This window comes from Paraburkholderia sp. A1BS-2L (assembly GCF_051125205.1).
In the GTDB taxonomy this organism is placed as follows: Bacteria; Pseudomonadota; Gammaproteobacteria; order Burkholderiales; family Burkholderiaceae; genus Paraburkholderia.
The window spans coordinates 1,376,825-1,400,208 of record NZ_CP120429.1; the positions used below are offsets into that span (position 1 = coordinate 1,376,825).

A 23,384-nucleotide genomic window follows, 5' to 3' on the forward strand; every position below is an offset into this window, starting at 1 on the left:
TTGATGAAGGTCGGGAGCGCTGCATGGGCGGCGCGTCCGGCCTTTTTTCAGGGTGGCTGCGGCGGGCTCGATGCGGCGTCCACCCATACTGCGGCGGGCGCCGGCGCCCGCCGGACTCGTCGAGGCCGCTAACGGGCAAGGCGGCGTGCCGTGAGCAATGCGAACCAGTTGACGCAACGCCCGGCGGCGCTCCGCACCGTTGCAAACGGCGGCCGCCATGCGCTCGTGAGCGTCACGCACGCAGCGGCGCCCGGCGCGGCGGCGCTTGGTGCGGCGGAGTTTCCGGCGTCTACGCTAAGCCAGAGGCGTTCGCCGCGATAGACCCGCAGCGTTTCGCCCGGATTCAGCCAATAGTCGTAAGGCGAGCGTGCGCGCGTGAGCCAGATACGCGCGCCGCGGACGTGCAGTGTCCCGTCCGCGCGCACGCGCCATGTGAATGTGCTGGCCTCGGGCACGGCAAAGTGGATTGACAGGGCTGGCAGCACCTCATCGTGCGCGAAGGCGGCGAAGGGAGTGAAAGCACGGAAAGCACCAGAAGCGCCTTCCCGATCGGCCTGCTGCGAAGCGGAATCCATCGTGTTCTCCATGATGAGAAGCCGACGGACGGGACACAGTCACACAAAAAACAACAGCCCCGTCGATGCCGGCGGGGCTGTGATTTGCGTACGACAGACTGGACTACCCGGATTGCTCGTCCGCACACATTCCCCATGCCATGCCTTTGGGCATATGCCACGGGTGATTCATCGCGTTCGCGTGGATGAAGGTGACGGATGTGTGCATGGGTCGAGTGTGCGGGGGCACGCTTGCACTGTCAACAAGATTTGTAGGACAAGTCGTACTCGACGGTAGGGAATCGATGTTCGCAACCGCTTCGCCTGGTTCCCGGTCCGTCGTCGCGCCCCTTGTCGCGCGCGCCGGTTTCCGTCAGGATGGGCTCTTTTCTCATGCGGAACGATTTTGGCGGTCTGAGGACTCGGAGAGACGTGCTGCAGAAAGACAAAAGAGTGAATATTTGTATCTGATATACCACATACGAAATATTGATTTTTGTGGCGCCGCAGCATATGATTGAGTCATTCGATGATTCAATCTTGTGGAGCTTCAAATGGATTTCATATCTCTCGCAGTCTTCGGTTTGTCAGTTGTCGGCTTAGGCGTGGCGGCAACGGTTATGATCGCCAAATGGCTGCCGCGGGCGGCCATCGAGCAGGCGGCCGAGCATGGCCGTTTTGTCGGCCTCGGCGTGGCGCCGCGCGCGAAGCTGGACTTGCATGCGGAGCGCCGCCCGCTGGTCGGCGTGCGAGTTGTTAAAGAGGCAATGAATGTCGTCAGAACACACTGAAGCAGTCGCTACCCGGGAAGCCGCGTCGCTCAAGCTGGCGCTGCAGCCCATCAACGCCACGCTGAGCCTGCGCGATCAGGCTTACGCGATGTTGCGCCAGGCCATCGCCGACGCGGATATCTACCAGACACGCGAAGAAATCCGGCTGGACGAGCGCGTGCTGAGCGAGACGCTTGGCGTGAGCCGCACGCCGGTGCGCGAGGCCATGACGCTGCTGGAGCAGGAAGGCTTCCTGCGCATGGTGCCGCGTCGCGGCATCTATATCGTGCGCAAGAGCAAGCGCGAGATCGTCGAGATGATCCAGATGTGGGCCGCGCTCGAAAGCATGGCGGCGCGCCTCGCGACGATCCACGCAACGGACGCGGAAATCGCGAAGCTGCGCCACATGTTCGACAATTTCCGCGACAGCACGCCGGCCGAGCATATCGCCGAGTATTCGGACGCCAACATCGCGTTCCATCAGGCCATCGTCGAGCTTTCGAAGTCGCAGTTGATCCTCGATACGATCAAGAACATCTTCGTGCACGTGCGCGCTATCCGGCGCATGACGATCTCGCAGAGCGACCGGGCATCGCGCTCGATCGTCGATCATCTGCGCATTATCGAGGCGCTCGAAAAGCGCGATACCGAGCTTGCAGAGCGGCTCGTGCGCCAGCATTCGCTCGATCTTGCGGCTTACGTCGAGAAGCATTGCGATTTTCTGGACTGAGCGCAGCAGGGCAGTCATTCACTTGAGAAAGGCGGGCGACCATAAGGTCGCCCGCTTTTTTTGCTTGGGCGGCGGTCATCGTGGGCGAGGAAGGCGAGGAGGCCTGCCGGCGAGACTTTATGCGCATCAAGGCAGGACGCCCAATCCCGCGCACGGAATCTGAAATATCTCGGCACTATCGACTCGGGGTTTTCCCTTGCTCCTTGTACGCCAAAACTGCATAAATTCCTTCAAAACCTTGCCAGGTAAGGATTTCGGCTGATTCAACCTGCATTTGCACGCGGTAAATCCCCTCTTGCTTCGTTGTGATATATCACATACTGTATTGAACAAGGACGCAGCAAAGCAGCAACCGCGGACGCCCAGGCGCTCCCGCAGTCCACCGATTTTTCGAAACTCGCCCGGCCACGACTAACCAAGGGAGACATGACATGGGCAAGGCACTGGATGGGGTGCGCATTCTCGATTTCACGCATGTGCAATCGGGCCCGACCTGCACGCAATTGCTTGCATGGTTCGGCGCCGACGTCATCAAGGTAGAGCGCGCCGGCGCTGGCGACATCACGCGCGAGCAGCTGCGGGACATCCCCGACGCGGACAGCCTGTACTTCACGATGCTCAACGGCAACAAGCGTTCGGTCACGCTCGACACGAAGAATCCGCAAGGCAAGCGCGTGCTCGAGCGGATGATCCGCGATTGCGACGTGCTCGTCGAGAATTTCGCGCCCGGCGCACTGGAGCGCATGGGCTTCAGCTGGGAGCATATCCAGACCCTCAACCCGCGCATGATCGTGGCTTCGGTGAAGGGCTTCGGCCCGGGCCCCTACGAGGACTGCAAGGTCTACGAGAACGTCGCGCAGTGCGTGGGCGGCGCCGCCTCCACCACGGGCTTCGACGACGGCCCGCCAGTCGTCTCCGGCGCGCAGATCGGCGACAGCGGCACGGGCCTGCATCTCGCGCTCGGCATCGTCACGGCGCTGTATCAACGCACTCACACCGGGCGCGGGCAGAAGGTGCTGGCCGCCATGCAGGACGGCGTGCTCAACCTGTGCCGCGTGAAGTTGCGCGACCAGCAGCGGCTCGATCGCGATGGCGTCATGAAGGAGTATCCGCAGTACCCGAACGAGAGCTTCGGCGACGCCGTGCCGCGCGCGGGGAACGCCTCGGGCGGCGGCCAGCCGGGCTGGATTCTCAAATGCAAGGGCTGGGAGACCGATCCGAACGCGTATATCTATTTCATCGCGCAGGCGCCCGTGTGGGACCGCATCTGCAAGCTGATCGGCCGCGAGGAATGGATCGACGATCCGCTTTACGCCACGGCCAGCGCACGCCTGCCGCATCTCAAGGAGATCTTCGCCGAGATCGAGCGCTGGACCATGCATCGCACCAAGTTCGAAGCGATGGCGGTGCTCAATCGCCAGCACATTCCGTGCGGCCCGATTCTTTCGATGAAGGAGATTGCCGCCGACGAATCGCTGCGCGCAACCGGCACGATCGTCGAGGTCGACCATCCGGTGCGCGGCAAGTACCTCACGGTCGGCAACCCGATCAAGCTCTCGGACAGCGCCACCGAGGTCACGCGCTCGCCGCTGCTGGGCGAGCACACGGACGAAGTGCTCGCCGAATTCGGCTACAGCGAGGCGGATATCCGTTCGCTGCGCGCTTCGGGCGCGATCTGAACTGCCGGTATGTGAAGCAGCACGCGAAGATCGATGCGGGCGCAACGATGCGCCCGTGCCCATGAACGACTGAATCTTTGAACCGACGGACCGCGCGGCGCCAGCGTGCCGCGCGCCACGCAACGATGGAGCGAAGCATGGACACATGGATGCGCTTGATGGCGAACGACGGCAGTATCGTGTTCGGCCGCGTAGAGGACGGTTATCTGCATGAATACGAAGGGCTCGATCAACCGGTGCCCACCGGCGCAGTGCTCTCGCTGCGCACGCTCACGCCGCTCGCCCCCTGCACGCCGGGCAAGGTCGTGGCGCTCTGGAACAATTTTCATGCGCTTGCGTTGAAGCTCGAAAAGCCGGTTCCGGAGCATCCTCTCTTTCTGATCAAGCCGAAGGAGTCGGTGATCGGATCGGGCGTGCCGATTCGCCGGCCCGCTCACTATGCGGGAAAAATCGTCTTCGAAGGCGAACTGGGCGTCGTGATCGGCAAGCGTTGCCGCAATGCGAGTCTTGCCGAGGCAGAGGACGCGATCTTCGGCTACACGATCGTCAACGACGTGACCGCGGCGGGCCTGCTCGCGGAAAATCCGCACTTCCCGCAATGGTGCCGCGCTAAAGGTTTCGATACATTCTGTTGCCTGGGGCCTGCGATCGTTTCGGGTTTCGACTGGCGCAGCGCGCGCGTCGTGACGCGGCTCGATGGCGTGGAGCGGCAGAACTATCCGCTCGACGACATGGTGTTCACGCCCGCGCAGCAAGTGAGCCTGATTTCGCAGGACCTCACGCTCGAACCCGGCGACGTGATTGCGTGCGGGACATCGTTGGGCGTGGGCTCGATCGGCGATGGCGCGACGGTCGAGGTCGCGATTGAAGGCATCGGCACGCTGGTGAACGCCTTGGGTGCGAAAGCCGGCGCCGCGCAGGATCCGGCGCACGCGGGCCGCGAGGCGATAACAGCGGCGTAGCCGGACAAGCAGTCCGGGACCAGCAGGAGAACGCTCGCGCGTGTCGCGCGATGCACGACATGATGCATTGCGCGACGAGACGAACGATTGGGTCGCAACGAAAGGCGCGCCGCAAGCAGGCATTCGAAGCGCGAACGGATTACGTGCGCGGCATGAGTGCCGCGTGCGAGGAGGAGAGATGCCGGAGCAACTGGCAGGCGACGTGGCATGGCTTGGCGGCAGCCTGCTGTACGCGTGGCTTGCATGTGTATTTGCACAATTGGCGGCGCTCGCGCCGGCATGGGCGCGGCGCGCGCCCGAGCGCGCGAAGCCGCGCTGCAAGCATGCGCGCGAGGTGGCGCCACGGGTGCGCACCGCGCTCGCCATATCGTTCGCACTGCTACTGACGGTGCCGCCGGGCTTGCTGGCGGCGCTGGTTGCGTACCGGCCCGATGCGGTGGGCGCTGCGGAATGCGGCGTGCTTGCCGGTTTATGGCTGGGTGCGCGGCACAACCTCGCGAAGCGCGCGCGGGCCACCGCAGTGGCGGGCTGCGTGGTGAGCGCGGTGTCCATGGGCGTCTGCCTTGTCAGCTTCCTGATGATGCCGGCGCTGTCCACTTCGGGGCGCGCTGCGCTTTACGTCACGGCAACGCTGGGCGCGCTGCTCGCTGGCGCGGCCGCGAGCGCGTTCGCATATGGCGCAAGTGTTGGCATGAGCGGCGGCGCAGGCATGAACGAGCGCCGCCGCTTGCCATTCCGGCCGGGCGATTGTGTGGTGCATGCGATTGCGTTCGTTCTGTTCGCGATACTGGGCTACGGCTTTGCGGCGGTGCGCATTCTGGCCTCCGCCGAATTAGGGCTTTCCGTGCTGGTGGCCGCCTGCGTGCTGGCCGCCGCATTCGGCGTGCGTCTCATGGGCGGCGCGCGCCTCCCGGTTGCGCCGCGTCCGGGCATCGTGCGTGCGTCTGCCGGTGAGCAGGCCGACGCGGACGCGCGGATCGCGTCGAAACCGCCTGCTCGATCCCGCTTCGCAGGCGTGCCCAGTGTCTGGCTCGCGGCGGCTTGCGGCCGCTGCGCGCTCGAACCCGCGAGTCTCGACCTCTGGCTGGCGGACTGCGAACCACCGTTCGAAACGCCCCGCACGCTGCATCACGCCTCGCAGGACTTGCCGCGCCGCAGACGCAATCGCAGCCGCGAGGGCGCGCTCAGGCTGCGCCAGGGGCTGCGCCAGGGGCTGCACCACGGATTGCACTGAGGCAACCCGTTCAACAATTCGGGGGGGAAAGGAGCAAACGATCAGGCTTGCCTGATAGTTGCCCCTTGAGCCATCACGTCTTACTTATGCAGTGACGACTCGGACACCCGGGTGATGTCTTCGATGAGCTGTTTGCCTTCCTCGAGCAGGAAGCGCTTGAAGGCGAGCGCGACCGGCGGCAGGCGCTTGTTCTTGCGGTGCACGAGGTACCAGTTGAGCATTACCGGGAAGCCCTCGACGTCGAGCACCGTGAGGTGTCCGACCTGCAATTCGAGGCTGACCGTGTGCGCCGAGAGAAACGCGATGCCCATGCCGGCGATCACGGCCTGCTTGATCGTCTCGGTGCTCTGGATCTCCATTGCGATCTTCAGGTTCGTGATCTTGCCGGCAAACCCTTCCTCCATCGAATTCCACGTATCCGAGCCGCGCTCGCGCACGATGAACGCCTCGTTCGCGAGTGTGCTCAGCTTGATGTTGCGCTTGTTCGCCAGCGGGTGCGAGGGCGCCGCCACGATCACGTAGGGGTGCGGGGCGAAGGCTTCGTTGATGGCATCGGTCGTGTGCGGCGGGCGCACCATGACCGCCAGATCGGTCTGGTTGGTCGAAAGCTGCTGCAGCAATTGCTCGCGGTTGTGCACCGAGAGATTGAGCTGCACGCCCTTGTAGCGGCGCGTGAATTCGGCGAGCAGGCGAGGAAAGAAGTAGTCGCCCGCGCTGATCACGGCCACGTTGAGCTTGCCGCCGGAGATGCCCTTCAGCTGGCTCATGGCCTCGTCGACTTCATGGAACTGCTGAATGATCGCGCGGCTGTAGTGCAGCATTTCCGAGCCGGCAGGCGTGAGATAGATCTTCTTGCCGAGCTGCTCGAACAGCGGCAGGCCCGCGTGGTCCTCGAGCTGCTTGACCTGCGTGGAAACCGCCGGTTGCGTGAGATGAAGCTCCTCGGCGGCACGCGAAAAACTGAGGTGGCGCGCCACGGTCTCGAAGACTTTCAACTGGCGCAGCGTGGCGTTTCGCATGGTCATGGTCGAACCATAAAGGATACTGAATCAACATAATAACAAACTTTAATTATGAGTAATCGAGTAATCACCCTAGCATGAGTTGAAAGGCGTTCGAATGCCGTGCTTTGACATGCGGGTTAACGCCTGGAAAAGCGATAAATAGCGGGAAAACCCGTAATAAAAGGTGGCTTGACGTACTTCTCAGGCACTTTATGAATTCGCGGAATGAAAGGGGAATTACGTATTTTCATTCGAATTTTTATGTGCCGATGAGAATAAAAATAAGCAGTAAATTAGGGTGGATTCGAAGTCTATAAGTCGATGTTTATGCAAGCCGGAAAAGCGGCTGCAATTCTTGATCGGATAGTGGAGACAACCGAGATGAATGCAATCAGTCAAAGGAGCGAAGGTGGTCCGTTTTGGACGAACCGCTGGGGTCAACTGGTGGTGGGCATGCTATGCATGGCGCTCGTTGCCAACCTGCAGTACGCGTGGACGCTCTTCGTCGCGCCCATGAACGCACGCCATCATTGGGGCGAAGCCTCGATTCAGCTGGCATTCTCGATCTTCATCCTGACTGAAACCTGGCTCGTGCCGATCGAAGGCTGGCTCGTCGACAAGTTCGGCCCCCGCCCGGTTGTCATGGGCGGCGCGGTGTGCGCAGGCCTCGCATGGGTGCTTTACTCGTATGCGACCACGCTGCCGATGCTCTATGCAGGCTCGGTGCTCGCGGGCATCGGCGCGGGCGGCGTGTATGGCACCTGCGTGGGCAATGCGCTCAAGTGGTTCCCGGACCGTCGGGGTCTCGCAGCGGGCCTGACCGCGGCGGGCTTTGGCGCGGGTGCGGCCGTCACCGTGATCCCTATCGCGAACATGATTTCGCGTTCGGGCTACGAGCACACGTTCTTCTTCTTCGGCATCCTGCAGGGCGTGGCGATTCTCGTGCTCGCGCTGCTGCTTGTGAAGCCCGCACCGCGCGCCGCCATGGCAGCGGGCCGCCGCCTCGTCTCGCGCGTCGACTACACGCCGGGGCAGATGGTCAAGCAGCCGGTATTCTGGGTCATCTACGTGGCGTTCGTTGCCGTTGCCGCGGGCGGCCTGATGGCGACCGCGCAGATCGGGCCGATCGCGAAGGACTGGGGTCTTGCGCGCATGCCGATGACCGTGTTCGGCGCGACGCTGCCGCTGCTCACGCTCACGCTGTCGATCGACAACATCTGCAATGGCTTCACGCGTCCGCTGTGCGGCTTCATCTCCGACAAGATCGGCCGTGAGAACGCCATGTTCTTCATCTTCGTGGGTGAAGGCCTCGCGCTGCTCGGCATGATGGAGTACGGCACGAACCCGTATGCGTTCATCACGTTCGCCGCGCTCATCTTCCTGTTCTGGGGTGAGATCTTCTCGATCTTCCCGGCAATCTGCGCCGACACCTTCGGCAGCAAGTACGCCGCAGCCAACGCAGGCACGCTCTATACCGCGAAGGGCACGGCCGCACTGCTCGTGCCGGTGGCCTCGGTGCTCTCGGCAGCGGGTGGCTGGAGCGCGGTGTTCATCGCAGCGGCGATCATCACGATCGCAGCGGGCATCGGCGCGAAGTTCATCCTCGCGCCCATGCGCCATCGCCTGATCGAGCGCAGCGACGAGCATTCCGCCTCGCTCTCGGCAAATCCGGCCGGCCTGCAGACCGGCGAATGAGCCGCGAATATACGCTGACACGGGCCAGACCATGTCGATGAACGTTTCGCTGCAGCAACTCAAGGTATTCGTCGCGGTCGCGCGTGAGCGCAGTTTCACGCGTGCCGCGCGCGAATTCGGGCTCACGCAGTCGGCGGTGAGCCGCTGCGTGCGCGATCTCGAAGAGGCCATCGATCTGAAGCTGTTCGATCGCACGACGCGCCAGGTCGAACTCACGCTCGCAGGCAGTGGGTTCGAGCGGCGCATCGGGCGCTTGCTCGACGAGATCGAAATGGCGTTGAACGAAGGCCGCGACGCGCATCATGAATATAGCGGCGTCGTACTCGTGGCGAGCAATCCAGCGCTGTCCTCAGGCTGGGTTCCCGCCGCGTTCGCACGTTGTGCGGCGGCGTTTCCTTCGTTGACGCTGCAATTGCGGGACTTGCCGCAAGCCGCCGTTTTGCAGGCCGTCGAGCAGGGCGAAGCCGATTTCGGCGTGATCGCCGAAGCCATGCCGTTCACGAGCGCCAACTTCGAGATGCAACCGCTTGCCGCCACGCCGTTGTGTGCCGTGCTGCCCTCGCATCATCCGCTCGCGCTGCAAGGAGCGCTGCGCTGGGACGAACTCGCGCGCGAGCCGCTTTTCACGCTCAATCGCGATGCAGGCTGCCATGGCGCGGTGATGCGCGCGCTCCAGGGGCTGCGGCCCGAGGGACGTCCGGTTCAGGAGCTTGCGCATGTCGAAGGCGTCGCGCGCATGGCGCAACTGGGCATGGGCATCGGCATTCTGCCCATCAGCGACGACGGCGCGCGCGCGAAGCACGGCGACGCATCGGGCGCGGCGTGCCATTGGCCGGTGCCGGCGGGACCGCTCGTCGCGCGCGTGCTGCAGCCGGTCGTGATGGTGAGCACGATGCTCGTGCGGCGCCGCAATCGCTCGTTGCGTCCTTGCGCTCAAGCCGCGTGGTCACAGTTCGCCGCGGACGGCCAGATTGCAGAAGACCACGCCGCCACCGCATCGACGCATGTCACGCACGACGCCCGCGTCGCGCCGCGTTTCGAACGCGAAACCGCCGTGCTCGCGCGCATCGGCTGACTTCTTTCGGGCGCTCCTCGCGAGCGCTTTTCCTTTCTCTTTCGTGTTTCAAATGCAAAACGGGCCGCGCTTTTCGAGCGCGGCCCGTTTATTTCACGCTACTTATTTTCAGGCCGCCCGTTGCGCCATGCGTTCGCGCTGCTTGATGAGCGCGAGCACAGTGTCGATGGCCGGCGTGGCTTCGCCCACGAGTTGCCCCATCTCCTGCACGACGGTCAGCAACGGATCGATTTCCATCGGCCGGCGCTGTTCCAGATCGACGAGCATCGAGGTCTTGTGCGCGCCCACCGCGCCCGCACCGTTGATGCGCCGCTCAACGTCGACGCGGAAATTCACGCCGAACCGCTCGGCAATGCGCTGTGCTTCGAGCATCATCGTGCGCGCGACGGCGCGCGTGGCCGGGTCTTCGGTGATGATGTCGAGCGTGGCGTGCGTGAGCGCGCTGATCGGATTGAAGCAGAGATTGCCCCACAGCTTGAGCCAGATTTCGTCGCGGATGTTCTCGCGGATCGGCGCGTCGAAGCCGGCGGCCGTCATGACTTCGTGCAGTTGCACGATGCGCGAGGTCCGCTCGCCCGACGGCTCGCCGATCGGAAACTTCTTGCCGTACACGTGACGGATCACACCCGGTTCTTCGATTTCGGCGGCAGGGTAGAGCACGCAGCCAATCGCGCGCTCGGGCCCGAGGCGCGTCCATTGCGAGCCGTCCGGGTCGATGCTTTCGAGCCGCGAGCCTTCGAACTTGCCGCCGTGGCGGTAGAAGTACCAATAGGGAATGCCGTTGGTGCCCGTCACGATGGCAGTGTGCTTGCCGATGAGCGGCTGCATCGAATCGATCACGCCCGCCACCGAATGCGCCTTGAGCGTGATGATCACTACGTCCTGCACGCCCAGCTCGCGCGGATCGTTCGTACAACGGACCTTGGCGACGTACTCCTCGCCGTCCATCAACAGACGCGCGCCGCGTTCGCGCATGGCGGCCAGATGCGGGCCGCGTGCGACGAAGCTCACGTCGGCGCCCGCGCGGGCCATCTGCACGCCCATCATGGCCCCAATGGCGCCCGCTCCAAAGATGCAGATCTTCATGGATTCCCCCAATGACGTTGAAAACCGCGTGCCCGCGCGCGATGCGAGTGACAGGGTGATTCAGGCCACTCGCCGCACGCGCAGGCGATGGTTCGAGCATAGGGGCTGCCGTCGATTAACGACAGTTAAAGTTTGTCGGCGCAATCATCAGGAAAACATTATGGACTACGTGTTTTCCCGGGGTTTGCAGCGATTTCGCGAGATCAGCAGGGCTTGGGGCGGGCGTGGATCAGGCACGGCGGACCAGCAGGAAGCTCATGCCAATGATGCCCAGAAACGCGCCGCACGCGCGATTGAACCAGCGGCGCACGCTCGCGCGCGTGAGCCAGCGGCCCAGGTACATGCCTGCGAGCGAGTAGAGCGCGATGGCCACGCATTCGAGCACGAGAAAGCTCGCGCCCAGCACGGCGAATTGCGGCAGCATCGGCTTGGCGACGTTGACGAACTGCGGCAAGAACGCGGTGAACACGAGGATCGCCTTCGGGTTGCCCGCCGCCACGAGGCACTCGCGCCGGGCGATGCGCGCGAGCGTGGCGTCGTCGTCGAGCTTCATGCCGATCGGGGCGGCGTCGCTGCGCCAAAGCTGCACGGCGAGCCACATCAGGTAGGCCGCGCCCGCGAGCTTGATCGCGAAGAAAATGGCTTCCGACGCGCGCAGCACGAATGCGAGCCCGGTTGCCGCGAGCCCGATCATCGCCGCGAATGCGACCAGCCGGCCCGTGCCGCCCACGAGCGCGCGCATGAAGCCGTGGCGCGCGGCCACGTTGATCGACAGGAGATTGTTTGGCCCCGGCGCCATATTGAGCGCGAAGCAGGCGGGCAGGAAAAAGAGCCAGGCAGTGAGGGACATGATCGGGATTCGGCACGGTGCGCGCGCCCAGTGGCGCATTGCGCGATTCTAGCGCGAAGCGTATCCGCCACGGGCCGCGAAATCGCGCGCCGGTCCGCTTGCGCAAAAAAGGGCCGCACGCTTAAATACGCCAGTCGCGTGCGGCCTTGCTGAGCGGCCGGTGCGGAGTGCATCCACGAACATCCCCGAGAACTGGAGCCGTTCATGAATGGAAAGACCGTTGCCGAGCGCGAAGCGGCTGGCCGCGCCGCGCGCGAACGCGCCAAACGCTCGAGCCACAAGCAGGTGGGCGAGCTCAAGCGCGACCCGGTCGCGCTGCTCAAACAGAGCAGCGGGGGGCGCGTGCCCAATCTCGTGCCGCTGCGCTACGGGCGCATGATCGTCTCGCCCTTCACGTTCTTTCGCGGCAGCGCGATCCTGCAGGCTCACGATCTCGCCCATGTGCCTAACACGGGCATGGTCATGCCGATATGCGGCGACGGCCATCTGCTCAACTTCGGCGGCTTCGCCACGCCCGAGCGCCAGCTCGCGTTCGATCTCAACGATTTCGACGAGGTGGCTTCCGGCCTTTGGGAGTGGGACCTCAAGCGCCTCGTGGCGAGTTTCGTGGTGGCCGCGCGTCATCTGCGCTTTTCGCGCGGCGTGGCCGAAGATCTCGTCATGGCGACGGTGAACACGTATCGCGACCGCATGCGCGAGTACGCGAATTTTGGCGCACTGGAACTCTGGTACGACAAGATCACGTTCGACCGCATGGTGGAGACCGCGCTCACGCCCGAGGGCCGGCGCCTGATTCGCCGCGGCATGGAGAAGGCCGCGGGCCGCACCCACGAGAGCATGCTGGAAAAGCTCGCTTATCGTCACGGTCGCAGCGATCCGGGCAATGGTGAAAGCAGCGAAGCGCCCGCCGCCCCGCACTGGACGATCCGCGACGCCCCGCTCGCGCTCTTTCACGTGCACGGCCCGAACTCGCTTTACGAGCACGAAGACAACTGGCTCACGCACAGCGACTGGCGCTCGATGATCATGCCGACCTACGAGGCTTATCTGAAGACGCTCGCGCCCGACCGCCGCGAGCTGCTCGAACACTTCGCGATCCAGGATCTCGTCTTCAAGGTGGTGGGCGTGGGCAGCGTCGGCACGCGCTGCCTCGTGATGCTGCTCGTCGATCATCACGACAAGCCGCTTTTCCTGCAGTTGAAAGAGGCGCGCCAATCCGTGATTTCCCGGTATTTCAAGGGGCCCGGATTCAAGCACGAGGGTGCGCGCGTGGTGCAGGGGCAGCGTCTGCTGCAGGCCGCGAGCGATCTGTTTCTCGGCTGGTCCACAGGCCCCTCGGGACGCCATTTCTACTTTCGCCAGTTGCGCGACATGAAGCTCTCGGTGGACCTCGAATTGCTCGACAGCACGTTGCTCGCGGGCTACGCGCGCCTGTGCGGCTGGGCGATGGCGCGTGCGCACGCGAAGTCGGGCAATGCGGCCATCGAGATCGCCTCATACATCGGTCGCGGCGACGCGTTCGCCGAAGCGCTCGGGGGCTATGCGGCCAGCTACGCGGATCAGGTGGAGCGCGACTACGAAGCGTTCGTCAAGGCCGCGCGCAGCGGCGAGATCGTGGCGCGCAGCGACGAGGACATGGCCGCCGATTTCCGCGTCTGAATTTGGCGGGTCTGGGGGCTGGCGCGCCGAATCCGTCGAGTTCAGGGCTGATGCGGTCCCGCACGCGCGTTCGCATGGTCCCGTATACTGGGCGTGCCGAATCGCCACATCGCCACGCATTCATGCATTTGCCTTCCCATTCCGAGGACGATCCGCGTCCATCGCCGCCCGAGCGGCCCAATGATGAAGACTGCTGCCAGAGCGGCTGCAGTCCCTGCATCTTCGATCTCTACTATGAAGAGATGGACCGTTGGCGCGCCGCGATGAAGGCCTGGGAGGCGCGCGAGGCCGCGCGCCGGCCGCCTGATCGCTGATCCCGTACCCCCCGCCAGACCATCATGTTCGATCCCGCTTTGCCGCTTGCTGCCAGCCAGCCCGACTCCGCCGCGCTCGACGCGCTGCACGCGTTCGCGGAACGTCACCCGCGCCTGTTCGTGCTGACCGGCGCGGGCATCAGCACGGACTCGGGCATTCCCGGCTACCGCGATGAAAACGGTACGTGGAAGCGCTCGCCGCCCATCACGCTGCAGGAATTCCTGGGCTCCGAAAACGCGCGCCGGCGTTATTGGGCGCGCAGCATGATCGGCTGGCCGACCGTCGGCCTTGCGCAGCCCAACGGCGCGCATCGCGCGCTTGCGCAACTCGGCGCGGCGCAGCGGATCGCCGCGCTCGTCACGCAGAATGTCGACGGCCTGCATCAGCGTGCGGGCAGTTCCGATGTGATCGAGCTGCATGGCAGCATCGGCCACGTGCATTGCCTCGATTGCGGGGCGCGATACACGCGAGCGTCGCTACAGCCGCGTCTCGAAGCCGGCAATCCGGCGCTGGCGGACGCGTACGCCGAGCCCGCCGCCGATGGCGACGCGCATCTCGACTTCGACGGCGAGCAGGCCTTCGATATTCCCGCCTGCGAGGCGTGCGGCGGCGTGCTCAAGCCGTCGGTGGTGTTCTTCGGCGAGAACGTGCCGCGCGAGCGCGTGGCGGCGGCCTCGGCGGCCCTCGACGAGGCGGATGCGGTGCTGGTGGTCGGTTCGTCGCTGATGGTGTATTCGGGCTATCGCTTCTGCGCGTGGGCGCAGCAGCGCGGCAAGCCCGTGGCGGCGATCAACCTCGGCAAGACACGCGCCGACCCGCTGCTCGCGCTCAAAGTGGCGGCGCCGTGCGCGGCCACGCTCGAAGCACTGGCCGCGCGCCTGAATGCGGCATAGGCGTCACGATTAGCGCCACGATTTCAGGCAGTGCGCGAGGGGCATCAGCATCGCAGCACCATGAAGCGGTCGCGAAGCAGCGACACGGCCATAAAGTAGCCACAAGGAAGCCACAAGGAAGCCTCATGCCGAACACGATCGCGGAACTCGAAGCCTGCTACGGCGCGCCGAACGAGCGCTCGCTGCGCAAGGAAATCGATCATGTGAACGCGGACTACCGCCGCTTCATCGAACTGTCGCCGTTCGTGGTGCTCGCGACAGGCGGCCCCGAAGGCCTCGACTGCTCCCCGCGCGGCGACGCGCCCGGCTTCGTGCGCATCCTCGATTCGCGCACCCTGGCCTTGCCCGACCGCCCGGGCAACAACCGCGTCGATAGCTTGCGCAACGTGGTGGCCGCGCCGCAGGTCGGCCTTCTGTTCATGGTGCCGGGCGTGGGCGAGACGCTGCGCGTGAACGGCCGCGCACGCGTGAGCCTCGACCCCGATCTGCTCGCGAGCTTCGCCGTGGATGGCAAGCCGCCGCGCTCGGTGCTGCTGATCGACGTGCAGAGCGTGTACTTCCACTGCGCGAAGGCGATCGTGCGCTCGAACCTCTGGGATCCGGCGCGCCATGTCGAGCGCTCGCAGCTGCCGAGCGCGGGCGACATGCTGCGGCGCGTGAACGCCGAGCAATACGGCGAGACCTTCGACGTCGAACGCTACGAGGCCGACCTTGCCGAGCGCATGAAGAAGAGCCTGTACTGACCGATCCACGCAATTCCACGCATATCCACGCAACCCGAATCCACGACACGATGAACGATCCCGAGGATCACGATATCCACCGCCTTACGGCGCCCGCCGCCGCGCGCAACGCCGCGCCGATCCTCGACGTATTGCGCAGCGCGCTGCCCGCGCGCGGCACTGTGCTGGAGATCGCGAGCGGCACGGGCCAGCACGCCGCGCATTTCGCGGCTGCGCTGCCCGGCATCGAGTGGCAGCCGAGCGACGCCGATCCGCGCGCCCGCCTGTCCATCGCCGCGTGGCGCGCGCATGCGGGCCTCGCGAACCTGCGCGAGCCGCTCGATCTCGACGTGCGCCGCGAGCCCTGGCCCGTGAATGCCGTGGACGCCATCGTCTGCATCAACATGATTCACATCGCGCCCTGGGAGGCGGCTGTCGCGTTGATGAAGGGCGCGGGCGCGCGCGTTCCTGCGGGCGGCGCGCTGGTGCTCTATGGTCCGTACCGGCGCGGCGGCGTGCACACGGCGCCCTCGAACGAGGCCTTCGATGCCGATTTGCGCGCGCGCGATCCGTCGTGGGGCGTGCGCGACCTCGAAGCCGTCGAAGCGCTCGCGCAGGCCGAAGGTTTTACCTGCGAGGCCGTGGTGCCGATGCCGGCCAATAACTTCAGCGTGGTCTTTCGCAAGCAGGCGGCTACGGCGAGCCAGTAGGCGATGGCCGCACTCTTGCGCGCTCCGGCACGCCGCGGGGAGGAGGATTCCCTTATCCTTGCACGATCGATGCCGCGCAGCATTGTCCGATCGAAGCCGCGCGGCATTGCCCCAATCGATTGAAGTGGAGATTCAACATGAGCAAACAGCCAATCGGCGTGGTGGGTCTGGCCGTGATGGGGCGCAATCTCGCGCTCAACATCGAGAGCCGCGGTCATGCGGTGTCGGTGTTCAACCGCACCCGCGAGAAAACCGACGAGCTGATCGCTGAGTACCCCGAGCGCAAGCTCGTGCCGACCTACACGCTCCAAGAGTTCGTCGCGTCGCTCGAAAGGCCGCGCCGCATCCTGATGATGGTGAAGGCCGGCGAGCCCACCGACGCCACCATCGCCGCGCTCAAGCCGCTGCTGGACCAGGGCGACATCCTGATCGACGGCGGCAACTCGCATTTCACCGACACCATCCGCCGCAACCAGGAGCTCGCGAAGGCGGGCCTGCACTTTATCGGCACGGGTGTCTCGGGCGGCGAGGAAGGCGCGCTCAAGGGCCCGTCGATCATGCCGGGCGGCCCGCGCGACGCCTACGATCTGGTTGCGCCGATCCTCACCGAGATCGCCGCGAAGGCGCCCGATGGCGAGCCGTGCGTCGCGTACATGGGTCCGGACGGTGCGGGCCACTACGTGAAGATGGTCCACAACGGCATCGAATACGGCGACATGCAGTTGATCGCCGAAAGCTACGCGGTGCTCAAGCAGGTGCTCGGGCTCTCGAACGAGGAGCTGGGCCAGGTCTACACGGAATGGAACCAGGGCGAGCTCGACAGCTACCTGATCGAAATCACCTCGAAGATCTTCGGCAAGAAGGACGAGGAGACGGGTCAGTATCTCGTCGACGTGATTCTCGACCGCGCCGCGCAAAAGGGCACCGGCAAATGGACGAGCCAGAACGCGCTCGACGTGGGCGCGCCGCTGCCGCTCATCACGGAAGCCGTGTTCGCGCGCGTGCTCTCGTCGCTCAAGACGCAGCGCGTGGCCGCGAGCAAGGTGCTCGCGGGCCCGGACGCCAAGCCGTTCCCGGGTGAGCGCAAGGCGTTCGTCGAAGCGGTGCGCCGCGCGCTGTACTTCTCGAAGGTGATCTCGTATGCGCAGGGCTTCGCGCAACTGCGCGCGGCCTCGGACGAGTACAAGTGGGATCTGCAGTACGGCACGATCGCGAAGATCTTCCGCGCGGGCTGCATCATCCGCGCGCGCTTCCTGCAGAAGATCATGGACGCCTACGCGAAGGCCCCGCAGCTCGACAACCTGCTGCTCGATCCTTATTTCCGCGACGTCGCCGCGAACTACCAGGCGGCGCTGCGCGAAGTGGTGGTTCAGGCGGTGAACTCGGGCGTGCCGGTGCCGGCGTTCTCGTCGGCGATCGCGTACTTCGACGGCTATCGCTCGGCGCGCGTGCCCGCGAACCTCGTGCAGGCGCAACGCGACTTCTTCGGCGCGCATACCTTCGAGCGTGTGGACAAGCCTGGCAACTTCCACGCCGACTGGTCATGAGGCGCACAAGGGCTAACGCTTGCTGAACGCTGTTGAGAGAAAAAGGGAGCCATCGGGTTCCCTTTTTTATTGACGTTTATGCAACGATGTTTTGCGTAATTGAGGTTTACCCTGGTACGGGTAAACGCCTAGACTTACATCAAACGCTGACGAACAAAGAGTTCGAAGCGGACACAAAACCAGATGGAGGTCAAATCATGAAAAAGTTCTTCCCTGCAGTTGTGGTGGCCGCAGCACTCGCTATCCCGGCCGTTTCGTTTGCACAGTCGAGCCAGCAAGGTTTGACCCGCGCCCAGGTGCGCGCGGAGCTCGTCGAGCTCGAACAGGCCGGTTACAACCCGGCGGATAACCAGGTGAACTATCCGCAGAATCTGCAGGCCGCGCAGGCCCGCGTGACCCAGGAAAAACTCGCGCGTGGCGATACCAGCGGTTACGGCGCGCCGGCTGTGGGCACCTCGCAGGCGGGCGGCCCGGCAGTGCAGCCGCGGCAAGTTGCCCCGTCGCAATCGGTTTATTTCGGTCACTAAGTGGTTAGTGGCCGCAGGTTGAAGCGAAATCGCGCAGAGTGGCTTCGCGCAGGTGGCGGTTGGAAAGTGTAGTGTGTAGTAGAAGTTGTTTTATGCAGCAGGTAGTGGAAGTGGTAGTACGCAAGTAGAAGGTGTAGCAGTTGGAGTAAGCAGTACGTAGTAGATGTTGTTTTGCGCAGCGGTCAGTAGTGGAAGGTGCAGTGCGCAGTAGAAGGTGAAGTTAGCAAAGAGGTGTAGTTGGCAGTTGCAGTATCAGCAGGCGGTAGCAACACGTAGTCAGCAGTAGAAGGTGCAGTTAGCAAAGAGGTTGCATTAGCAGTTGCAGTACGTAGCACGAAGTTGCAGTACGCAGTAGCAGTATGCAGTCCCAGCGCGGCCCGGTATTTTTCCGGCCCGCGCTTTTCTTTTGGGCATGCGGTTCATGCGATTGGCAGGAAGGCTTCAACGGCCCGGCAGATGCGGCACGCCTTCGTTGCTCGCCACGCTCAGTTGATGGATTGTTCGGTGCGCCTTGTTCAGCTGCGCCTGGGCGGCGATGCGTTGCGCTTCGAGCTGCGCCACGTCCTTGCGCACCTGATGCTGGCGTGCGCTCACGCGGTGCTCCTGCTCCGCATGGCGCTGCAGGTCCACGCGCAGTCGTTCGGCCTGCGTTTCCGCCTGCTCGATCTGCTTTGTGAGCAGCGTGTTTTGCGCCGCCAGTTGGGCGAGACGGGTTTCACCGTCGGCAAGGCGCGTCGCCTGGTCTTCGAGATGATGAAACGCCGCGCTGGCCGAATCGAGATCGGCGGCCCGCAAGGCGTGCCAGAGCGTATTGTCCTGATGCAGGGTCACGAAGTAAGAGAGCGTGGGGCCATGAAACAGCAGTGTCACGACATAGTCGAAGCTGCGGAACACGCGGAAAGTGATGAGTTCGCCGGCGGCTGCGAGCGCTTCGAACGAAGCGCCCTCTGCGACTTGCACGGGCCGGTTGCTCAGATGTGCGGGCACGGCCGGCACCGCGTGCAGCGTGGAGACCGGGCGCGCCATCGGGCCGGCATCGGGCGAGTTCGGAGCAAGCGTTTCGGCGCCGCTGGGCGCGCCATCGTCGATGACGACGCCTCCACCGGCGGCGTGCGCAGCATCGCTCTCGGGTGCGGCTTCGGGTGGCGTGCCGGGTTCGACGGCGACGAGATGCGAGGCGCCGTTGGAGAGCCCGGCGCTGCGGCGATTCAGGAACGATTTCACGGCGTTTCCCCCAAAATGTCACGTCACGCTTCGTGGCGCGCGGCCGGGGTGGCCTGCGCTACGCGCACGCTCAATGCAGCAGGCGACGCTGACGTGCAATATCGTCGAATAGCGTGTGGCCGGGTTCGAGCGCTAACAGCCAGGTTTCGTCATAACCGCTCAGAGCGTCGAGCGCGTCGCGCAGGCGCTCGACCACGATGGCCGGAATTTCGACCGTGGCTTCCCGGCCGCCGGAAAGCCGCGCGATACTGGCGTGCTGAATCAGTTCGTCGGCGGCTTCCGCGACGTCGGCAGCAAAGACGAGATGGTTATTCAGCAATTCGACGAGGCCAGGCGAGGCGGCGACGTCTTCGACATTGATCTGCACGGAAAGGAAAGTGGCTTTATTCATCCTGGTGTTCCTCACGGACGTTGCACCACAGCGAGAGGCCTTTCGCTTAATTGTCTGATTGTCTGATGAGAGCAGCAGGACCCAGTATAGGCGAGCACGCAAGCGAATGGGCCGGGCGTGCGCGAGCCTGGGCGGGCAGCGCCGCTGCCCATGCGCGGCGCTCGCGGCTGCGCGCGAAAGAAGAGCGCCACGCATGGGACGATATAATGGGGGCCGTTCGCCAATTCCGGCTTGGCAGGGTATCGCAGGCGAACGCCAGCGGCCCCACGCGCATCCCGGATACGTATCCGCGCCGTACGTGGCGTGGAAACAGCGAGGAACCAGCGAGGTACAGCAAGATGAATCGACAACGGCGAAACCCGGGCGCGTACGCGGCATTGGCCGCGCTCACGCTAGCCTGTAGCGCCTGCAGCACGGTCATGCCCCCTTGGGAGAGCAATACGACTCCGGCACCCGCCGTGACCTCCACCGGCGTGCCGGCCGGCTACTACCGCGTCAACCCCGGCGACACGCTTTCGCGTATCGCCAGCGCTTATGGCCAGCGTCCGCAAGACCTCGCGAGCTGGAATCAGATGCCGCCGAACGCGCAAGTGCTGCCGGGCCAGGTGCTGCGTGTCGCGCCCCCGCCGGGCTACGCCAATGCGGCTCCCCAGCCGCCCGCTTACACGAGCGCCGCGCCCGCGGCCGCCGGCGTTGCTGCACCTTCGCCCGCACCGGCTGCGCTCGCGCTGGCGTGGCCCGTGCGCGGCCCTATCCTGCAGCGTTTCTCGCCGGGCAAGTCCAACGGCATCGTGATCGGCGGCACCCAGGGCGAGCAGGTCAGGGCCGCCGCCGCGGGCCGCGTGGTCTACGCGGGCTCGGGCATCGAGGCCTATGGCCCGCTCGTCATCATCAAGCACAACGACCAGACCGTGACGGCGTACGGCCGCAACGGCAGGCTGCTCGTGAAGGAAGACGACGTCGTTTCGCAAGGCCAGCCGATCGCCGAAATGGGCGTCGACAACGACGGCATTCCGGGCGTGGTGTTCGAAGTGCGCAGCGACGGCAAGCCGGTCGATCCGCTGCAACTGCTGCCGCGCTAGGCACGCGGTGGCCGGACCATTGCACCCCGGGGCCATGCGCCCCGGTTTCGTTTCAGGCTTCCGTGTTTCAGGCTTCCCTTCGCAAGCCGTTTGAAAATACACTCGATGGTTTCCACGCCGCGCAAGGCGGCGGAACGCGCCGTGCGCGCACGGCCATTATGAGGAACCCATCCGCATGATCGATCTGCGTAGCGACACCGTTACCCGCCCGAGCGCCGCCATGCTTGCCGCCATGACCAGCGCCGAAACCGGCGACGACGTCTGGGGCGACGATCCCACCGTCCTGCGCCTGCAGGCGCGCGTGGCCGAGGAAGCCGGCAAGGAGGCGGGCCTGTTCTTTCCCAGCGGCACCCAGAGCAACCTTGCCGCGCTGATGGCGCATTGCGCGCGCGGCGACGAATACATCGTTGGCCAGGCGGCTCACACGTACAAATACGAAGGCGGCGGTGCGGCGGTGCTCGGCAGCATCCAGCCGCAGCCGCTCGACAACGCCGAGGACGGCACGATCCCGCTTGAGCGTGTCGCCGCAGCGATCAAGCCAATCGACGATCACTTCGCGCGCACGCGCCTGTTCGCGCTCGAGAACACCATCGGCGGGAAGGTGCTGCCCGCGGCCTATGTCGCCGAGGCCACGCAGTTCGCGCATGGCCGCGGGCTTGCCACGCACCTCGACGGCGCGCGCGTGTTCAATGCGGTGGTTGCCTCGAACCAGTCGCTCGAGGCGCTGACCGAGGGCTTCGATTCGGTGTCGATCTGCTTTTCGAAGGGTCTGGGCGCGCCGGTTGGTTCGGTGCTGGTGGGCAGCAAGGCGCTGATCGATTCGGCGCACCGCTGGCGCAAGATGCTGGGCGGCGGCATGCGCCAGGCGGGCGTGCTCGCGGCGGCATGCCTCTACGCGCTCGATCACAACGTGGCGCGCCTCGCCGACGACCACGCAAACGCCGCGCGTCTCGCGGCCGGGCTCGCGCAGATCGATGAAGTGAAGGTGGCGTCGCAGGCTACCAACATGGTGTTCGCGCAGTTCCCACAGGCCGATTGCGCGCCGCTGGAGGCGTGGCTCAAGGAGCGCGGCATCCTCACGCAAATGCTTTATGCGTCGCGCTTCGTGACGCACCTCGACGTGAGCGCCGCCGATATCGATACGTTCGTTGCGGCGGTGAAGGGTTACTTCACGCGCTGAAGGCCAAAGCGAAGCGCGCCGCGCCGGCGGCGCGGCCGCCGCTCACCGCCGCTTACCACGGCTCCTCATCGCTTGATCGCGCGGTGCGACGGCGCGAACAGCCGCAACCCGCTCGCCACGCTCGCCGCCGCGGCGAATATGGCGCCGAGGCCCAGCGCCAGCGTGGGCCCATGCGCGCCCACCACGCCGAAGCACAACGCTACGAGCGCCGCGCCCGTCGCTTGTCCGAGCAGGCGCGAGACCGCGATGGTGCCGCTCGCGCCGCCGCTGCGCTCGGGCGGCGCGGACGACATGATCGCCTTCAGGTTCGGCGACTGGAAGAAGCCAAAGCCCGCGCCGCAGATCGACATGCGGATCACGATGTCGAGCACGTTCGGATGCGCGGGCAGCATCGCCAGCGACGCCATGCCGGCCGCGAGGATCGCGAGGCCGACCGCGCCCAGCAGGCCCGGCGGATAGCGGTCGGAAAGCCGTCCCGCAATGGGCGCGGCGGCGGCCACCACTACCGACCACGGTGTCATCAGGAAGCCGGTCTCCACCTGGCTGCGCATCAGCACGGTTTCGAAATAGAACGGCAGCGAGACGAACGCGAGCCCCTGGGCCGCGAACGCGCACATGGCCGTAATCGAAGAGAGCGCGAACACGGGGCGCTTGAAGAGATCCACGGGCAGCATCGGCGCGGGATGGCCGGCCTCGCGGCGGATCAGCAGCGCGCCGAACCCGAGCGCGGCGAGCGCCGCCACGATCACTTCTTTTGCCGGCGCGCGCTGCGCTGCTTCGCCGAGCGCGAAGATCAGCGCGGAGAAGGTCACGAGATTGAGCAGCGCGGCGAGCGGGTCGAACGCGTGCTTGCCGCGTTCCGTGTGCGGCAGCGCGGGCAGCGCGAACACGAGCGCGACCGCGCCGAGCGGCACGTTGATCGCGAACAGCCATGGCCAGGTGCCCGCCGAAAGGATGATCGAGGCGACGGTCGGCCCCACGGCGAACGAAACCCCCACGACCAGCGCGTTCATGCCCACCCCGCGCCCGAGTCGGTGCGGCGGGTACAGGAAGCGGATCAGCGCCGTGTTGACGCTCATGATCGCGCTCGCGCCGACGCCCTGCAGCACGCGTGCGCCCGCGAGCGCCGTGAGCGTGGGCGCGAGCGCGCAGGCGAGCGAGGCTACCGTGAAGATGGCGAGCCCGCTGATATAGATGCGCCGATGGCCGATGATGTCGCCGAGCGCGGCGAGCGGCAGCAGCGTCGCCACCATCGCGAGCTGGTAGGCGTTGATGATCCAGACCGAGGCGGCGGGCGCCGCGTGCAGATCGGTGGCGATGGCGGGCAGCGCGGTGTTGGCGATGGCGGTGTCGAGCGTCGCGAGCGCGACGGCAAGCATGATGGCGGCCATCGCGCGGCGGTTTTGGGGCGACATGGGCGCGTCGGCGCGCTCGATGAGGCTTTGCGCGGTGCGGGTATCGGACACGGCGGGTCTCGGGCGATGCGAAGCTGGGG

The 23,384-nt window shown here is 65.2% G+C and carries 23 protein-coding genes; 16 read left to right on the forward strand and 7 right to left on the reverse strand.

Annotated features, from left to right (window positions below; all coding sequences use genetic code 11):
* Positions 1 to 128: 128 nt before the first annotated feature.
* Positions 129 to 575, reverse strand: coding sequence for a DUF2917 domain-containing protein (locus P5W98_RS20945; protein WP_421026175.1), 447 nt, complete (start codon positions 573 to 575; stop codon positions 129 to 131).
* A 533-nt stretch (positions 576 to 1,108) separates the two neighbouring features.
* Here P5W98_RS20945 and P5W98_RS20950 point away from each other — a divergent pair.
* From P5W98_RS20950 to P5W98_RS20970, 5 genes are all read left to right on the forward strand, one after another.
* The gene (locus P5W98_RS20950) at positions 1,109 to 1,345 is read left to right on the forward strand and encodes a hypothetical protein (protein ID WP_421026174.1); all 237 of its coding nucleotides are present in this window, start codon (positions 1,109 to 1,111) and stop codon (positions 1,343 to 1,345) included.
* Positions 1,326 to 2,054 (forward strand): GntR family transcriptional regulator, encoded by a 729-nt coding sequence (locus P5W98_RS20955; protein WP_421026173.1) that lies wholly within the window; start codon positions 1,326 to 1,328, stop codon positions 2,052 to 2,054. Before P5W98_RS20950 ends, P5W98_RS20955 begins: the two co-directional genes overlap by 20 nt.
* A 431-nt stretch (positions 2,055 to 2,485) precedes the next feature.
* On the forward strand, positions 2,486 to 3,733 hold the full coding sequence (frc, locus tag P5W98_RS20960; protein WP_421026172.1) for a formyl-CoA transferase: 1,248 nt from the start codon (positions 2,486 to 2,488) through the stop codon (positions 3,731 to 3,733).
* A 137-nt stretch (positions 3,734 to 3,870) separates the two neighbouring features.
* Positions 3,871 to 4,695 (forward strand): fumarylacetoacetate hydrolase family protein, encoded by an 825-nt coding sequence (locus P5W98_RS20965; protein ID WP_421026171.1) that lies wholly within the window; start codon positions 3,871 to 3,873, stop codon positions 4,693 to 4,695.
* 178 nt (positions 4,696 to 4,873) lie between these two features.
* Positions 4,874 to 5,929, forward strand: a complete 1,056-nt coding sequence (locus P5W98_RS20970; protein WP_421026170.1) for a hypothetical protein — start codon at positions 4,874 to 4,876, stop codon at positions 5,927 to 5,929.
* A gap of 80 nt (positions 5,930 to 6,009) precedes the next feature.
* Here P5W98_RS20970 and P5W98_RS20975 read toward each other — a convergent pair whose 3' ends face one another.
* On the reverse strand, positions 6,010 to 6,954 hold the full coding sequence (locus P5W98_RS20975; RefSeq protein WP_421026169.1) for a LysR family transcriptional regulator: 945 nt from the start codon (positions 6,952 to 6,954) through the stop codon (positions 6,010 to 6,012).
* A gap of 360 nt (positions 6,955 to 7,314) precedes the next feature.
* On the opposite strand from P5W98_RS20975, the gene oxlT reads away from it, so the two are divergent.
* Both oxlT and P5W98_RS20985 read left to right on the forward strand, forming a co-directional pair.
* Complete coding sequence (oxlT, locus tag P5W98_RS20980; RefSeq protein WP_421026168.1) at positions 7,315 to 8,628, forward strand: oxalate/formate MFS antiporter; 1,314 nt, start codon at positions 7,315 to 7,317, stop codon at positions 8,626 to 8,628.
* A gap of 31 nt (positions 8,629 to 8,659) precedes the next feature.
* Positions 8,660 to 9,703: a LysR family transcriptional regulator gene (locus P5W98_RS20985; protein ID WP_421026167.1), complete on the forward strand. Its 1,044-nt coding sequence runs from the start codon at positions 8,660 to 8,662 to the stop codon at positions 9,701 to 9,703.
* Positions 9,704 to 9,811: 108 nt separating this feature from the next.
* Here P5W98_RS20985 and P5W98_RS20990 read toward each other — a convergent pair whose 3' ends face one another.
* Entirely contained in the window at positions 9,812 to 10,789 is a 978-nt protein-coding gene (locus tag P5W98_RS20990) for a 2-dehydropantoate 2-reductase (RefSeq protein ID WP_421026166.1), read from the reverse strand.
* Between the two features lie 229 nt (positions 10,790 to 11,018).
* Positions 11,019 to 11,639, reverse strand: a complete 621-nt coding sequence (locus P5W98_RS20995; RefSeq protein ID WP_421026165.1) for a LysE family translocator — start codon at positions 11,637 to 11,639, stop codon at positions 11,019 to 11,021.
* A gap of 204 nt (positions 11,640 to 11,843) precedes the next feature.
* Here P5W98_RS20995 and P5W98_RS21000 point away from each other — a divergent pair, with 204 nt between their 5' ends.
* The 7 genes from P5W98_RS21000 to P5W98_RS21030 all read left to right on the forward strand — a co-directional run bounded on the left by P5W98_RS21000 (position 11,844) and on the right by P5W98_RS21030 (position 18,012).
* Entirely contained in the window at positions 11,844 to 13,298 is a 1,455-nt protein-coding gene (locus P5W98_RS21000) for a DUF2252 domain-containing protein (RefSeq protein ID WP_421026164.1), read from the forward strand.
* Positions 13,299 to 13,420: 122 nt separating this feature from the next.
* Positions 13,421 to 13,612: an oxidoreductase-like domain-containing protein gene (locus tag P5W98_RS21005; RefSeq protein ID WP_421026163.1), complete on the forward strand. Its 192-nt coding sequence runs from the start codon at positions 13,421 to 13,423 to the stop codon at positions 13,610 to 13,612.
* Positions 13,613 to 13,636: 24 nt separating this feature from the next.
* Positions 13,637 to 14,506, forward strand: coding sequence for an NAD-dependent protein deacetylase (locus P5W98_RS21010; RefSeq protein WP_421026162.1), 870 nt, complete (start codon positions 13,637 to 13,639; stop codon positions 14,504 to 14,506).
* A 125-nt stretch (positions 14,507 to 14,631) separates the two neighbouring features.
* Positions 14,632 to 15,249, forward strand: coding sequence for a pyridoxamine 5'-phosphate oxidase family protein (locus tag P5W98_RS21015; RefSeq protein ID WP_421026161.1), 618 nt, complete (start codon positions 14,632 to 14,634; stop codon positions 15,247 to 15,249).
* A gap of 50 nt (positions 15,250 to 15,299) precedes the next feature.
* Positions 15,300 to 15,938: a DUF938 domain-containing protein gene (locus P5W98_RS21020; protein ID WP_421026160.1), complete on the forward strand. Its 639-nt coding sequence runs from the start codon at positions 15,300 to 15,302 to the stop codon at positions 15,936 to 15,938.
* Positions 15,939 to 16,075: 137 nt separating this feature from the next.
* Positions 16,076 to 17,485 carry an NADP-dependent phosphogluconate dehydrogenase gene (gene gndA, locus P5W98_RS21025; protein WP_421026159.1) on the forward strand — a complete coding sequence of 470 codons (1,410 nt, stop codon included), beginning with the start codon at positions 16,076 to 16,078 and terminating at the stop codon, positions 17,483 to 17,485.
* Between the two features lie 197 nt (positions 17,486 to 17,682).
* Complete coding sequence (locus P5W98_RS21030; RefSeq protein ID WP_421026158.1) at positions 17,683 to 18,012, forward strand: DUF4148 domain-containing protein; 330 nt, start codon at positions 17,683 to 17,685, stop codon at positions 18,010 to 18,012.
* 441 nt (positions 18,013 to 18,453) lie between these two features.
* On the opposite strand, the gene P5W98_RS21035 is transcribed toward P5W98_RS21030, so the two are convergent.
* Complete coding sequence (locus tag P5W98_RS21035) at positions 18,454 to 19,236, reverse strand: DUF2968 domain-containing protein (RefSeq protein WP_421026157.1); 783 nt, start codon at positions 19,234 to 19,236, stop codon at positions 18,454 to 18,456.
* Positions 19,237 to 19,306: 70 nt separating this feature from the next.
* The gene (locus P5W98_RS21040; protein ID WP_421026156.1) at positions 19,307 to 19,627 is read right to left on the reverse strand and encodes a hypothetical protein; all 321 of its coding nucleotides are present in this window, start codon (positions 19,625 to 19,627) and stop codon (positions 19,307 to 19,309) included.
* Positions 19,628 to 19,965: 338 nt separating this feature from the next.
* Between P5W98_RS21040 and P5W98_RS21045 the strand changes: the two genes are divergently transcribed.
* The gene (locus tag P5W98_RS21045) at positions 19,966 to 20,709 is read left to right on the forward strand and encodes a peptidoglycan DD-metalloendopeptidase family protein (protein WP_421026155.1); all 744 of its coding nucleotides are present in this window, start codon (positions 19,966 to 19,968) and stop codon (positions 20,707 to 20,709) included.
* A 175-nt stretch (positions 20,710 to 20,884) separates the two neighbouring features.
* The gene (gene ltaE / locus P5W98_RS21050) at positions 20,885 to 21,889 is read left to right on the forward strand and encodes a low-specificity L-threonine aldolase (protein WP_421026154.1); all 1,005 of its coding nucleotides are present in this window, start codon (positions 20,885 to 20,887) and stop codon (positions 21,887 to 21,889) included.
* 65 nt (positions 21,890 to 21,954) lie between these two features.
* Here the strand turns inward: ltaE and P5W98_RS21055 are convergent, their stop codons facing one another.
* On the reverse strand, positions 21,955 to 23,304 hold the full coding sequence (locus tag P5W98_RS21055) for an MFS transporter (protein WP_421027044.1): 1,350 nt from the start codon (positions 23,302 to 23,304) through the stop codon (positions 21,955 to 21,957).
* Between the last annotated feature and the right edge of the window lie 80 nt (positions 23,305 to 23,384).

Bases quoted from the DNA above. Each gene is read 5' to 3' on its own strand.
- P5W98_RS20945 (WP_421026175.1), bottom strand. From the start codon at position 575: ATGGATTCCGCTTCGCAGCAGGCCGATCGGGAAGGCGCTTCTGGTGCT.
- P5W98_RS20950 (WP_421026174.1), top strand. From the start codon at position 1,109: ATGGATTTCATATCTCTCGCAGTCTTCGGTTTGTCAGTTGTCGGCTTA.
- P5W98_RS20955 (WP_421026173.1), top strand. From the start codon at position 1,326: ATGTCGTCAGAACACACTGAAGCAGTCGCTACCCGGGAAGCCGCGTCG.
- frc (WP_421026172.1), top strand. From the start codon at position 2,486: ATGGGCAAGGCACTGGATGGGGTGCGCATTCTCGATTTCACGCATGTG.
- P5W98_RS20965 (WP_421026171.1), top strand. From the start codon at position 3,871: ATGGACACATGGATGCGCTTGATGGCGAACGACGGCAGTATCGTGTTC.
- P5W98_RS20970 (WP_421026170.1), top strand. From the start codon at position 4,874: ATGCCGGAGCAACTGGCAGGCGACGTGGCATGGCTTGGCGGCAGCCTG.
- P5W98_RS20975 (WP_421026169.1), bottom strand. From the start codon at position 6,954: ATGACCATGCGAAACGCCACGCTGCGCCAGTTGAAAGTCTTCGAGACC.
- oxlT (WP_421026168.1), top strand. From the start codon at position 7,315: ATGAATGCAATCAGTCAAAGGAGCGAAGGTGGTCCGTTTTGGACGAAC.
- P5W98_RS20985 (WP_421026167.1), top strand. From the start codon at position 8,660: ATGTCGATGAACGTTTCGCTGCAGCAACTCAAGGTATTCGTCGCGGTC.
- P5W98_RS20990 (WP_421026166.1), bottom strand. From the start codon at position 10,789: ATGAAGATCTGCATCTTTGGAGCGGGCGCCATTGGGGCCATGATGGGC.
- P5W98_RS20995 (WP_421026165.1), bottom strand. From the start codon at position 11,639: ATGTCCCTCACTGCCTGGCTCTTTTTCCTGCCCGCCTGCTTCGCGCTC.
- P5W98_RS21000 (WP_421026164.1), top strand. From the start codon at position 11,844: ATGAATGGAAAGACCGTTGCCGAGCGCGAAGCGGCTGGCCGCGCCGCG.
- P5W98_RS21005 (WP_421026163.1), top strand. From the start codon at position 13,421: ATGCATTTGCCTTCCCATTCCGAGGACGATCCGCGTCCATCGCCGCCC.
- P5W98_RS21010 (WP_421026162.1), top strand. From the start codon at position 13,637: ATGTTCGATCCCGCTTTGCCGCTTGCTGCCAGCCAGCCCGACTCCGCC.
- P5W98_RS21015 (WP_421026161.1), top strand. From the start codon at position 14,632: ATGCCGAACACGATCGCGGAACTCGAAGCCTGCTACGGCGCGCCGAAC.
- P5W98_RS21020 (WP_421026160.1), top strand. From the start codon at position 15,300: ATGAACGATCCCGAGGATCACGATATCCACCGCCTTACGGCGCCCGCC.
- gndA (WP_421026159.1), top strand. From the start codon at position 16,076: ATGAGCAAACAGCCAATCGGCGTGGTGGGTCTGGCCGTGATGGGGCGC.
- P5W98_RS21030 (WP_421026158.1), top strand. From the start codon at position 17,683: ATGAAAAAGTTCTTCCCTGCAGTTGTGGTGGCCGCAGCACTCGCTATC.
- P5W98_RS21040 (WP_421026156.1), bottom strand. From the start codon at position 19,627: ATGAATAAAGCCACTTTCCTTTCCGTGCAGATCAATGTCGAAGACGTC.
- P5W98_RS21045 (WP_421026155.1), top strand. From the start codon at position 19,966: ATGAATCGACAACGGCGAAACCCGGGCGCGTACGCGGCATTGGCCGCG.
- ltaE (WP_421026154.1), top strand. From the start codon at position 20,885: ATGATCGATCTGCGTAGCGACACCGTTACCCGCCCGAGCGCCGCCATG.
- P5W98_RS21055 (WP_421027044.1), bottom strand. From the start codon at position 23,304: ATGTCGCCCCAAAACCGCCGCGCGATGGCCGCCATCATGCTTGCCGTC.